General features: G+C 36.8%; 18 protein-coding genes. 16 read left to right on the top strand and 2 right to left on the bottom strand.

The features are described from left to right. The first annotated feature begins 114 nt into the window (after positions 1–114). Together H8909_RS11245 and H8909_RS11240 are read left to right on the top strand one after the other, a co-directional pair. Positions 115–429: a DUF2651 family protein gene (locus H8909_RS11245; RefSeq protein WP_117458875.1), complete on the top strand. Its 315-nt coding sequence runs from the start codon at positions 115–117 to the stop codon at positions 427–429. A 65-nt stretch (positions 430–494) separates the two neighbouring features. Further along, the gene (locus H8909_RS11240) at positions 495–1034 is read left to right on the top strand and encodes a flavodoxin family protein (RefSeq protein WP_187012895.1); all 540 of its coding nucleotides are present in this window, start codon (positions 495–497) and stop codon (positions 1032–1034) included. A gap of 162 nt (positions 1035–1196) precedes the next feature. On the opposite strand, the gene H8909_RS11235 is transcribed toward H8909_RS11240, so the two are convergent. Beyond that, the gene (locus H8909_RS11235) at positions 1197–1460 is read right to left on the bottom strand and encodes a hypothetical protein (protein ID WP_187012750.1); all 264 of its coding nucleotides are present in this window, start codon (positions 1458–1460) and stop codon (positions 1197–1199) included. Between the two features lie 274 nt (positions 1461–1734). Between H8909_RS11235 and H8909_RS11230 the strand changes: the two genes are divergently transcribed. The 6 genes from H8909_RS11230 (at position 1735) to H8909_RS11205 (ending at position 5954) form a co-directional block, all read left to right on the top strand. Beyond that, on the top strand, positions 1735–2616 hold the full coding sequence (locus H8909_RS11230; protein ID WP_187012894.1) for a ketopantoate reductase family protein: 882 nt from the start codon (positions 1735–1737) through the stop codon (positions 2614–2616). Between the two features lie 2 nt (positions 2617–2618). Next, a complete protein-coding gene (locus H8909_RS11225; protein ID WP_187012893.1) occupies positions 2619–3272 on the top strand; it encodes a class I SAM-dependent methyltransferase in 654 nt (217 codons plus the stop codon). Next, positions 3269–4057: a class I SAM-dependent methyltransferase gene (locus tag H8909_RS11220; RefSeq protein WP_187012892.1), complete on the top strand. Its 789-nt coding sequence runs from the start codon at positions 3269–3271 to the stop codon at positions 4055–4057. Before H8909_RS11225 ends, H8909_RS11220 begins: the two co-directional genes overlap by 4 nt. Before the next feature lie 105 nt (positions 4058–4162). After that, a complete protein-coding gene (locus H8909_RS11215) occupies positions 4163–4819 on the top strand; it encodes a class I SAM-dependent methyltransferase (protein ID WP_187012891.1) in 657 nt (218 codons plus the stop codon). A 5-nt stretch (positions 4820–4824) separates the two neighbouring features. Further along, on the top strand, positions 4825–5622 hold the full coding sequence (locus H8909_RS11210) for a carbon-nitrogen hydrolase family protein (protein WP_187012890.1): 798 nt from the start codon (positions 4825–4827) through the stop codon (positions 5620–5622). A 59-nt stretch (positions 5623–5681) separates the two neighbouring features. Further along, the gene (locus H8909_RS11205) at positions 5682–5954 is read left to right on the top strand and encodes a flavodoxin (RefSeq protein WP_226793161.1); all 273 of its coding nucleotides are present in this window, start codon (positions 5682–5684) and stop codon (positions 5952–5954) included. 307 nt (positions 5955–6261) lie between these two features. Here H8909_RS11205 and H8909_RS11200 read toward each other — a convergent pair whose 3' ends face one another. Then, positions 6262–6498, bottom strand: coding sequence for a helix-turn-helix domain-containing protein (locus H8909_RS11200; protein WP_005341369.1), 237 nt, complete (start codon positions 6496–6498; stop codon positions 6262–6264). 141 nt (positions 6499–6639) lie between these two features. On the opposite strand from H8909_RS11200, the gene H8909_RS11195 reads away from it, so the two are divergent. The 8 genes from H8909_RS11195 (at position 6640) to H8909_RS11160 (ending at position 12179) form a co-directional block, all read left to right on the top strand. Then, a complete protein-coding gene (locus H8909_RS11195; protein ID WP_226799356.1) occupies positions 6640–7020 on the top strand; it encodes a hypothetical protein in 381 nt (126 codons plus the stop codon). 40 nt (positions 7021–7060) lie between these two features. Beyond that, the gene (locus tag H8909_RS11190) at positions 7061–7393 is read left to right on the top strand and encodes a DUF5720 family protein (protein WP_005341391.1); all 333 of its coding nucleotides are present in this window, start codon (positions 7061–7063) and stop codon (positions 7391–7393) included. 178 nt (positions 7394–7571) lie between these two features. Further along, complete coding sequence (locus tag H8909_RS11185) at positions 7572–8489, top strand: ParM/StbA family protein (RefSeq protein WP_005341393.1); 918 nt, start codon at positions 7572–7574, stop codon at positions 8487–8489. After that, the gene (locus H8909_RS11180) at positions 8486–8776 is read left to right on the top strand and encodes a hypothetical protein (RefSeq protein ID WP_007884594.1); all 291 of its coding nucleotides are present in this window, start codon (positions 8486–8488) and stop codon (positions 8774–8776) included. The genes H8909_RS11185 and H8909_RS11180 overlap by 4 nt, the downstream gene beginning before the upstream one ends. Positions 8777–8930: 154 nt before the next feature. After that, entirely contained in the window at positions 8931–9482 is a 552-nt protein-coding gene (locus H8909_RS11175; protein ID WP_007884604.1) for a hypothetical protein, read from the top strand. Positions 9483–9486: 4 nt separating this feature from the next. Continuing rightward, the gene (dcm, locus tag H8909_RS11170) at positions 9487–10848 is read left to right on the top strand and encodes a DNA (cytosine-5-)-methyltransferase (RefSeq protein ID WP_202985964.1); all 1362 of its coding nucleotides are present in this window, start codon (positions 9487–9489) and stop codon (positions 10846–10848) included. Positions 10849–10850: 2 nt separating this feature from the next. Then, positions 10851–11807, top strand: a complete 957-nt coding sequence (locus tag H8909_RS11165) for an amidoligase family protein (RefSeq protein ID WP_006426990.1) — start codon at positions 10851–10853, stop codon at positions 11805–11807. A 12-nt stretch (positions 11808–11819) separates the two neighbouring features. Beyond that, complete coding sequence (locus tag H8909_RS11160) at positions 11820–12179, top strand: gamma-glutamylcyclotransferase family protein (protein ID WP_238928282.1); 360 nt, start codon at positions 11820–11822, stop codon at positions 12177–12179. Positions 12180–12289: the final 110 nt, after the last annotated feature.

Raw genomic sequence — 12289 nt, 5'->3', positions numbered from 1 at the left:
CACCTCTCTTTGATTATACTATTATATCGAGATGCACACTAGAGTTTTGGGGGATTTGAGTTTGGTTATATATTTGTGTCCGCGCAACAAAGGCGCGGGGAAATGGAGAAAATCATGGATAAAATCAAAAAGAACTGGGTCTATTATTTCATTATTTTCATTGCTTTTTATATCGTTCCAATGCTGATAAAAGATACAGGAAGTGGCATATTTATTCTATTGATTGTTATTCCTCTTATTATGTTAATCACTTCTTTTGTATATGGATTAAGAAATACATTTGATTTCATTTATCCTCTTATTGTCGCAATTCTGTTCATTCCTACATTATTCGTCTACTATAATATTTCAGCTTGGAGCTATATTATTGTCTATTCTATGATTGCAGTTATAGGATCACTACTAGGTAAAACATTACAAAAGAAGTAATAATTTTCTTGCTATGAAGTAAACTTTACACTTTAGAATATCTTTATAGGAAAGGAAAGGATATTATGAGTAAAAAAGTCGTTGTATTATCAACAAGTCTAAGAAGTAGTAGTAATTCAGAATTACTTGCGAAAAGCTTTGTAGAAGGGGCAAGAGATACAGGAAATGAGGTAGAGTATATATCACTTAAAAATAAAGATATTCGTTTCTGTATTGGATGTCTCGCATGCCAGAAAACAGGACATTGTGTCATAAAAGATGATGTAGCAGATATCATGAATAGTGTACTTAAAGCAGATGTTGTTGTATGGGCTACACCTATCTACTATTATGAAATGAGTGGACAAATGAAAACATTGATTGATCGTCTCAACCCAATGTATTCTAAAGACTATAAGTTTAGAGATGTATATCTTCTTGCGACAGCTGCAGAAGAAGGAGATGAAGTCTTTGAAAAAGCTATTACTGGACTTAGTGGCTGGATTGATTGTTTTGAAAAGACATCTATTAAAGGCACTGTACTTTGTGGTGGTGTATCTAGTGGTGGAGATATATTTAGTAATACTAAACTTAAAGAAGCCTACAATCTAGGTTCTCATGTATAAGACAGACATTAAGACAATTAGATGGTGAATCATAAGCATGAACACATGATGTTCATGTTTTTTTGTTAGTTATAACGAACCTTTAATTTTTAAGGGGGGTCAATAGAAAACTTGCTTTAAATTATTGGGGGTTTCCACTTGTAAAGGGCAGTCATATTACCCCTATTTAAATGTTTTATTTATTCTTTTTCTTATAAGATTCTCTCTTTTTGGTATTAGAGAAGTGTTCTTGCTTCCTATCATGTTATGTATGACTTTACATTTTCTATAGTCCTTAATATTTATTCTACTGCTGCATTCTGGACAGGAGATAATGGTTCTCTTAAGCGTGATACAATAAATCACTTCTTTTTCATTAATTTCAATCGTATGAGACTGTACAAAGGATTCATAATCCCCTAAAATAATTTTTAGATCATTATTCAATTTGTGATCTCCTTTCGCTTTGATTTAATATGAGCAAATTAATGATACAGCGAAAGGTTTTTAATTACACAAAAATACTTAAAAAAGTGGGAGCCGCAGTGTGACCCCCACAGATTTAAAGGTGCTGTTTCCAAGACCCCCAAATATTTAGAGCGAAGGTCTGACCCCCACAAAAATTAAAGAGCCGTTATAACTAATATATTAATTGTGGTATCTATTTCATAGTGATATACTAAATCTATAAGTTAGCACAAACTAACAAAGAGGTAATATCATGAGAATACTTATATATGGTGCAGGGGTTATTGGTTCATTATATGCAGTTTTGTTGAAAGAAGCAGGGTATGATACAACTATTTATGCAAGAGGACATAGACTTGAAGCCCTTCAAAATCAAGGACTCCTTTATAAGAAAAATAATATAATCAAAAAAGTAGATATCAAGGTCATTGATTACTTACAAGATAATGATATATATGATTTTATTTTTTTAACTGTTAGAGAAAATCAATTATATCAGGCACTGAAAGAATTGAAATCCAACAAAAGTAAAAACATTATCACAATGGTTAACTCAATAGATACTTATGAAAAATGGGAAAGCATTGTAGGAAAAGGAAGAATATTGCCAGCTTTTCCGGGAGCTGGAGGCAGTATCACAAATGATATACTTGATGCATCACTTACTCCAAGACTTATACAGCCGACTACTTTTTCTGAAATAACAGGAAAAAAGACAAATAGGACACAGCAGCTCATACAAATATTTAAACATGCACGCATACCTTTTCAACAGGTCAATGATATGCATATATGGCAGTTATGTCATCTTGGGATGGTTGTACCTCTTGCAGATGCTTATTATCAAACAGAATATCCTGAATCCGTAGGTCAAGATAAACTTGTGATGAAAAATACAGCGAAAGAGCTTAAATATAATTTCAAGATTTTATATGAAAAACTTCATACATTATCACCTTATAAAATGCATATCTTTAGAATTTTACCAATACCAATACTTACATATATTTTATCGAAGACTTATAAAAGTCACTTTGGATATACATTCATGTATCAACATGCAATAAAAGCACCGGATGAAATGAAAGAACTACATAACCAATTTAATTCTTATATTAAGAAATGGAGATTATGAATATGACAAACGAAGAATACAAACAATTATCAATCAAAGAATTTACTGAAGCAGCTAAAAGATATGAAGGTGATCATGCAGGTCTCTATGAAATGTGTAAGAAGGATTATCCAGATATCTTAGAAGAATTAGAGAAAGAACCATTTATAGATTTACTTGATGCAGGATGTGGTCCAGCACCTATGATTTCTTTATTATCAGAAAAATATCCAGATAGACATTATATAGGTCTTGATCTTACACCAGCTATGATTGAAGAAGCTAAAAAGAAGAATATTCCAAATGCAGTATTTGTAGTAGGGGATTGTGAGAATTTTCCTTTTGAGGAAAACTCATTTGATGCCATTATCTGTTCTATGAGCTTTCATCATTACCCTAATCCACAGGCATTTTTTAATAGTGTAAAAAGATGCTTACGTCCAAAGGGTAGATTAATACTTAGAGATGTTACTAGTGATAATAAACCACTTGTATGGCTGATGAATAAAATTGAAATGCCTCTCGCAAACCTATTTGGTCATGGAGATGTTCAGGTGCCTACAAGAGATCTTGTTTACAAATGTTGTAAAGAAGCAGGATTAAAAGTAGAGAAGTTTGAAATACGCAAGGGAATGCGCCTACATTGTGTTGTAAGAAAAGAAGGCGATTCAAAATGAAAATAAATGTAAAAGGTGTACCAGAGACAATGATTCAGACTCTCTATGCTCGTGCAAAAGAAACAAGTAAAGAGAACCCTAAAATAAAAGATGAAATGGCTGTATCAATAGTCAAACAATTAGATTATGACTTTTCTAATGCTGATCAAGATAGAACTATGAGTTTAGGTGTAATCGCAAGAACGATTGTATTAGACAAAATGGTAGAGGAATATCTCAACACACATAAAGATACGATAGTTATTAATATTGCATGCGGGCTTGATACGAGATGTTATCGTATGAAGGGAAAATATGTACGTTGGTACAATCTGGATTTGCCTGAAACAATCAATATAAGAAAACAGTTTTTTAAAGAAACAGGTCCTATCTATCAGATTGCGAAATCAGCCATGGATGAAAGTTACAGAGATGATATTCAATATCATGGAGAAAACATTCTTGTAATCATTGAAGGTCTCACAATGTATTTATCTGAAAATGATATTAAGAAAATATTTTCTATTATTACTTTTAAAAATAGTACTGTAATGGTAGAAGTCATGTTCCCTTTTGTAGTGAAACATACTAAAGAAAAATCAGTAGAAGGAAGTCATGCAAAGTTTACGTGGGGCATTAAAAACGGGAAAGAACTAGAAAAACTTCTTCCTACATTTTCTTTTCTTACTGAAGTGAGTCTTGTAGAAGGAATGAAGAAGTTAATGCCTATATATCATGTATTAGGTAAAATTCCTTTTGTTTATAATATTTCAAATAAAATAGTTGTTTTAAACAACCATAACTAGTATTAAGGAAATGATAGAAGTTATGAAATTACATACACGCTTAGATATAGATTAACGTATAAGAAATGTTGTTGTGGAATGGAAGAAAAGAAAAGGAAAATTAATATGAAAGATAAAGTAAAAGATGCTTATGAATCATCTAAGAATATATATGATGACGTTCTCACTCAATCCAATATTTTTAGTCGACTCTATATAAAACTATTTTGGAATGGTACTGATGATAATGTAATCGCAAAAAAAGTACTCTCTTATATTCCTAATGATTTTAATGGTGATCTTCTTGATGTTCCAGTAGGTACAGCTGTATTCACTAATAATAAATGGATTTCTTTAAATAATGCGCATATTACATGTCTTGACTATAGTCAGGATATGCTTGAACAGGCTAAGATAAGATTAAATGGTCAAAAACATATTCAATGTATTCAGGGAGATGTAGGAAACTTACAGATGGATGATGAAACATTTGATATCGTACTATCTATGAATGGATTTCATGCTTTTCCTGATAAGATTAAAGCTTTCCAAGAAACATGGCGCGTACTAAAACCTGGTGGTGATTTTATTGCCTGCTTTTATATTAAAGGAAAATCAAAAAGAACAGACTGGCTAGTAAAAAATGTTCTTTCAAAGAAAGGATGGTTTACTCCTCCATTCCAGACTGAAGAAGAACTCAGAGATATTCTAGAGAAATTCTATCAAATCATAGATATACATGTTGATGGATCAATGGTATATTTCCATTGTAGAAAGAGGTAAAACATATGCGTATTGCGTTAGCTCAAATGAAAAATGAAGGTACAATCCAAGATAACTTAGATAAAAGTATAGAGTTTATTAGACAAGCTTATGAAAATCATGCAAGCCTCATCTTATTTCCCGAAGTTCAGCTTACAGAATTCTTTCCACAATATAAGGGAAAGGATGTATCACAATATAGACTTAAATTTGATTCAAAAGAAGTAAAGATGCTTCAATCTGCAAGTGAGAGATATAGTATTATATCTGTTCCAAACATTTATCTTGAAGAAGAAGGAAAACCCTATGATGCAAGTCTATTAATAGAGAAAGATGGAGAAATCAAAGGCATTCAAAAAATGGTCCATATAGCACAGGCTAAACAATTCTATGAACAAGATTACTACACACCTTCAAATGATGGATTCAAAGTATTTGATACAGAATATGGTCAAATAGGCATCGTCGTATGTTTTGATAGACATTATCCTGAAAGTATTAGAACAGAAGCGCTGATGGGCGCAGATCTAATACTTATTCCAACAGTGAATACTAAAACTGAACCTTCAGAAATGTTTGAATGGGAACTTCGTGTCCAGTCCTTTCATAATAGTGTAAGTATTGCGATGTGCAATAGAGTAGGACAAGAGGTTGAAATGAACTTTTCTGGAGAATCCATTGTAGTCAATCCAAATGGGAAAGTTATTAAAAAAACAAGTGATCAGGAAGAAATCATATATGTTGATATTGATTTGTCTGACTCCAAGAAAATAAGAGAAAGTAGACCCTATACACAACTAAGAAGAAAAGAATTATATCAATAAAATCTCCTTGCCATAAAGTAAGGTTCACACTTTATAATTTAGCCAAGGAGGATGATAATATGAGTAAAATATTAGTTGCTTATTTTAGTGCAAGTGGTGTTACAAAACATGCAGCTGAAAAAGTTGCAAAGATAGCAGGGGCTGATCTATATGAAATTAAACCAGAAGTCCCATACACAAAAGCTGATCTTGATTGGATGAATAAGAAGTCTAGAAGCAGTATTGAAATGGAGGATAAATCAATACGCCCTGCCATTATTAAAGATAATCTAGATATTTCAAAGTATGATCATATCTATCTAGGTTTTCCTAAAATGGAGTACAGTTTATAGTAGTGTATAGCGTGTACCAAGTTATAATTATGGGGTTGAAAATAACAGTATACACAGATAATGTGGAAAAATGTGTATGACGTTTATATAGAAAATAACATTGAAAAAGAAATTCAAGAATGGGTAAATTCATTAAATTTAAAATAGAATAATAATTACATGAGTGACAGAAGATAAGAATCTGAATTCCCTGTCACTTTTATATTATTTGATAAGAAAAAAGAACTGGTTTATATCCGATAAGAATATAGACTGGTTCTTATTTTTAATATGCTATTATATACACAGGGAGTCGGGGAATGTCGAACTATAGCAAGCCGGAAAAGAAAGCATTGATATCGGTATGAAAGAGTTTTGCAAGTGCAACTAATTCAGATGCCTTAATGTTCATGCGATTTGTTTCCAGTTTGGCATAGGTACTTTTGGTGATGGAGATACCCATAAGATTTAATTTTGCAACTACTTGGTCTTGAGTCATATTGTTTTTATATCGAATTGCTTGGATATTTTTACCAATATCCATATCTGGTCTAATCTTTTGCATAATGATGAACTCCCCTTATAAAATAAAAAGATTCGTAATACAGAAATATATATATTGATTCTAAAGAATTTAAATTTTATAATGTTTCGTAATAAGGAATTATTTTTAACAGGAAGAGGTAAAAGTATAATGGATGTGGAGATGGAAAAGAGAAAATTTTTAAATCTATGTGGCAAAAGAGATCGAGCATTATTGTCAGGTGAAAAAAGAATGACATTGGGGGATATGGAACGATTGACATATCTGACAGAATTTTTTGAACTGGAGAACTATGGAATCGCCTTATGGAAAGAATTTGGTGATGATGTAAAAGAGCCATTTGAAGCGATGATGAAAATGTTAGATGAGCCGGAGTGCATAGAAGATCGATGGCTTGATGACGAAGCAAAAGGGGAAAAGTGGTTGTTAGAATTTCAGGAACTGGCATTAACGGAAGAATACAGGGAATGGATTCGAAATTATATCGATAAAAAATATGAAGAAAGAGGATTACCATATCCGACAGGAGCAGACTTCGATTAAGAGGTCTGCTTTTTTCTGGTCTTTTGGGAGGTGATAAGAGGTGGAAGTAAGTATTTATGAACTCTTGGCGGCAGCAAGAGAATCGGCTAAATCTGATTATATAAAAGGGGACAGCATTTTGTGTGAGAAGAGATTTCATCCAGATACCCATTACATGGTAGAAATAGAACTGCTGAAAAATGATAACAAGCTGGGAAAAAAGGGCAATTATATACGGAAGTTTTTGACAGAACCGGAGTATCTTCCCATTTTACAAAAGCAGGAAAAACATCTCATAAAAATAAAAAGACAGGCAATTGTTCAAAAAGGAAACTTGCGATATATCCCTCCCCCGGACAGGCTGGACCGCCGCCGGGAGAGGGATCTTTTATAACCGGCTGGGAAGGAACAGTAGTGTTCCTCTGGCGATAGTGGTATAAAAAAACCAGATTTTCCGCAGGTTTTGGGACGCTGGAACATAGAAAAGTGTTCACGAATGGCACTTTTGCAACGATCCGTTGCAGCAGTGACAACATTTTTGACCTTACGTTAAACAGAAAAAATGAAAGGATGTGATTGCGATAATCATAGGAATTGATCATGGCTATTATGCCATTAAAACAAGACAAGTGTCTTTCCCAAGTGGAATTATTGGGTATGATTACGAGCCGTATACCATGCAGAATGTTCTGCAATATCAAGGAAAGTATTATGTCTGCGGTACGGGAAGACAGACGCTGGTAAAAAATAAAACGTCCAATGATAATTATTATCTGCTGACGTTGGCAGCCATTGCAGAAGAAATCAAGCATCGGAAAGCGGAACGAAAGACAGAGGTAATTCTGGCTGTTGGACTTCCGCTTTCAAGTTTTGGAAGAGAGAAACAGGGATTCAGGGAGTATCTGTTGCGGAAAGAGCAGCCAGTGCGATTTTTATATGAAAGTGAGTTATATGAGATAACAATAAAAGATGTGAAACTGTTCCCACAGGGATACTCTGCGCTTGCTCTGCATCCAGAGTATCTGAAGAATGAACCGTCTGTTCTGCTTGTTGATATTGGTGGCTGGACCGTTGACCTTATGAGGCTGGACAATGCTGTTCCGAATGCAGCAACGTGCAGAAGTCTGGAACTTGGAGTAATCCGATGTATTGATGAGACAGCAGAACAAGTGCGTAGAAATACCGGACTGTCTGTGACAGAAACTCAAATTGAGCGTGTGCTTCGGAGGGAATCTTGCAGTATGGCAGAGGAGGCCAGACGGATCATACAGGAAAACGGACGGAAATATATAGAAAGAATACTGTCTGCGGTGACAGAATCCGGGTTTGATCTCCGGGCAGTACCCACCGTATTTATGGGGGGAGGCTCCGCAATTTTAAAACGCCACGTGACCGCACAGGACGCGATTTGCCGCCCCGTTTTTATAGAGGACGTCCATGCCAACGCAACAGGGTATGAACGGATTGTAGAGCAGATGTGGACGAGATGACACGCCCGGTATATTCGTTCCGCCCGAACCTGAAAAATCCAGAACACCAGAGGGCATGGGAGAAATTTCAAAGTGTTCCAGAAGGGCAGAAAAGCCAGTATCTGGTTCAGGCAATTCTGGAAAAAGAGGATCGGAAATGGATGGAAGAAGTCATTCAAAAGACGATAAAAGAAAGTGTTCGGGAATTAGGAATATGTGGCACTACGGAACAATCGACAACGAAACTATCATCGGAAGAAATACCAGATCAGATGATGGATTTTCTATCTCAAATGGAAAATTTGTAAAGGGGGTGAGGCCTATGATTGCACGATACATACATTGTTGGATCTGCTAGGGGTAAGGCAAGAAATGCATCGATATCTTTGGTGGGTATTGTGAATAGCTTTCCATGCGGCTTTGGAGTATGTTGTGTGTAGCAAAAGTGAAAGGAGAAAGGTTATGGCAGAGATGAAAAATATCTGCGGAAAGATCCCGATGGACTTACATGAGAAAGTAAGAGAAGAGATTGAACTCACAGAAAGCAGCACACAAAAATTTTTACAACAGGTCATTGAAGAACATTTCAACAGAGTGGAAGGAAAAGGAGAAATAAGCATGGGAGCAGTAAGAACAGTAGCAGTACAGGTATCAGAGGAATTATTCCAGAGATTAAAAGTAGTCATCGGAAAGAAACACATGAAACAGAAAGACTTCTTAATTCAGATTATAGAAGAAGCACTGGAAAAGGTAGAGGTCGAATGGCAAAGCAAAGAGCAGCCTGAAGAATCCGAACAGACAACTGGAGAATTGGGAACAGAAGAAACTCAACCGGAAGAAAGAACTGAGCCGGAAAGGGAAAGTGAACCAGAAGAGGAAGCCGAACCGGATGGAGAAAGTGAACCGAAAGAGGAAAACAAACCAGAAGGGGAAAGTGAACCGGAAGAGGAAACTGAACCAGAAGGAGAGACTGATCCGGAAGAATCTAAAGCAGAAGAACCAACAGAATGGTAACCAATTGATACAGAATAACGAAGGGCGGTATGAGAGATCATGCCGCCTGTTTTTATCAGCAAAAAGGAGGTTGATAGCCGCAACCATTCAATTTTTTGATCTCTTTAGCGGAATCGGGGGATTTCGTGAAGGCTTAAGACGGGCAGGAAACTTTGTCTGTGTCGGACATTGCGAGGTGGATACTTATGCGGATAAGAACTACCAATTGCTGTTTGATACGGAAGGGGAGTGGTATTGTAATGACGCAAGAACAATCGAACCAGAACGAATGCCAGATTTTGATTTACTCTGTGCAGGATTTCCTTGCCAGGCATTCTCTATCGCCGGAAAGCGAGAAGGATTTGCAGATGCAAGAGGAACCCTCTTTTTCGAGATTGCCCGGCTTCTTAAAGCTAAAAGACCCCAGTATTTTATCCTTGAAAATGTTCCCGGTCTGCTTTCGCATGACAAGGGGCGGACATTTTGCACCATCCTCAGTACGCTTTCGCAACTGGGGTACCATGTCGAATGGAAAGTGCTTAACAGCAAGGATTTCGGAGTCCCCCAAGCAAGGAAACGGGTGTATATTGTCGGATATTTTGATTTCCGATGTGCCGGAAAAGTATTACCTGAACCAGAAACAAATGGAGCAGCTCTTGTTCAAGTCCGGGCAGGAAGTCAGGGGAAAAGAGTCTACAGTCCCAAAGGACTAAGCTGTACCCTGACATCACAGGCAGGTGGAATGGGCGGCAAGACAGGATTATATGATGTAGGTGTTCCAATCAAAGAGAATACAAAGCTCGGCTACAAACTTGCAAGAGAAGGGGACAGCATCGATCTGGGTTATGCGAATCTCAACAGCAGGAGAGGAAGAGTCGGACACCAGATCGCACATACCCTGACAACAGGTGTTCAACAGGGAACGCTGCACTTTGTCGATCTTTCACCTCCGCCGGTGGTAACGGAAGAATGCAGAAGCCTGAATACCAGACAATGCGGTGTCCACAAATACAAAGGAGAATGTTCTGGTGTATTAGCAGAGGATGGAGCAAGAGCAGTCTTAACACCAGCAAAAGAGAATGTTCGTCAGAACGGCAGACGTATGAAAGAACCCGAAGAACCGATGTTTACAATTACTGCAACCGATCGTCATGGCATCTTGTATCACGGCAGAATAAGAAGGTTAGTTCCGAGGGAATGTCTGCGACTGCAGGGTTATTACGACTGGCAGATTGATAAGATCATAGACAGCACTTCTGACGCACAGCTTTATAAACAGGCTGGAAACGGAGTAACTGTCAATGTTATCGAGGCAATTGGCAGATTGTTACAAAAGGCAGACTCCGAACTTAACACACAGAAAGTGTCTGAGAAAGGAATCCATTAGGCATGATCGGAATAAAAGACCAATACTTTGGCACAGAAATCGAAATGACAGGGATTACCAGACAACGTGCTGCAGAAGTTGTTGCTGAAATGTTTGGAACAGAAGCATATTATGACGGCACTACTTATGGAGTCTGGTCAGTGATAGATCTGGAAGGAAAAAAGTGGAAATTTATGTCTGATGGGAGCATTTATACACAACGGAAAGTATACGGTCGAATTGTAGACGCAGGTGGAGAATATTCAACAGAAATGGTATCACCGAAATTATCCTATGATGAAATGGGAAAGTTACAGGAAGTAGTACGATGTCTGCGACAGCATGGAGGTTTTGTAAATGAGTCCTGTGGTCAGCATGTTCATGTAGATGCATCGAATCATACACCGCAGAGTCTGAAAAATGCACTGACAATTATGTATGCAAAGGAAGATATCCTGTTCAAAGCACTGAAAGTGCAGGAGAGAAGAGCAAATAGTTATTGTCAGAGGGTGCGACCGGAGGTATTGGAGAAAATCCGAAAAATACCAAATAAATCAATCACAATGGACCGAGTAAGAAATGTCTGGTATGGAGGCAGGGATGGAAGTCATACCCATTATGATCATACCCGTTATTATGCTCTGAATCTTCATGCTGTGTTTTCCAAGGGAACTTTGGAATGGCGTTGTTTTGAAAGCACACTACATGCAGGAAAGGTGAGAGCAAATATTACACTGGCATTAGCCATTTCCGCACAGGCAATCAATCAGAGATCGACACAGATGAAAAAGACACTGATATCAGAAAACCCGGCATTTACATTTCGTACATTTTTATTGAGACTTGGGTTAATTGGAGACGAATATAAAAATGTTCGAAAACATCTGCTGGCAAATCTGGATGGTGATCTTGCGTGGAGATATGATAAAAGCACGTATGAGTGTCTGAAGAAAAATCAAAGGACAGAAGGAGTCAGATAGAGGTGAGAAAAAATGAAAGATAGATATTACTTCGCTTATGGCAGCAACATGAATCTGGAGCAGATGAAGTACAGGTGTCCGGCTGCGGAAGTTGTGGAAAACGTCCGGCTTGAAAATTATCGGCTGGCATTTCGGGGAAGGGCTCCGGGCAATGGGGTAGCAACGGTTCTGCCGGAAAAAGGAAGCTATGTCGAAGGAGTCTTATGGAAAATCACAGAAGCGTGTGAGAAGAGTCTGGATTTTTATGAAGGATTCCCAAGTTTTTATGGGAAAGAATCGATTCGGGTAAAAAATCAGGATGGTGTGGAGAAAGAAGTGTTTGTATATATGATGAACGCTCCGCACAAAGATGTTCCGGCAAAGTGGGGCTAGTATAAATTTAGTGCCAGTCAAATAGAGAAAATATCTAAAAAAAGAATTGAAAAACATTCGAAAGAATACTAGTCTGAAACATGAAAATAGAGGTGTTAAACATGTCAGAA

The sequence above is a fragment of the Catenibacterium faecis genome, from assembly GCF_014306455.1.
Taxonomy (GTDB): Bacteria; Bacillota_I; Bacilli_A; order Erysipelotrichales; family Coprobacillaceae; genus Catenibacterium; species Catenibacterium mitsuoka_A.
The sequence above is the reverse complement of the archived record's forward strand: the minus strand, read 5'-3'. Positions and strand labels throughout refer to the sequence as shown.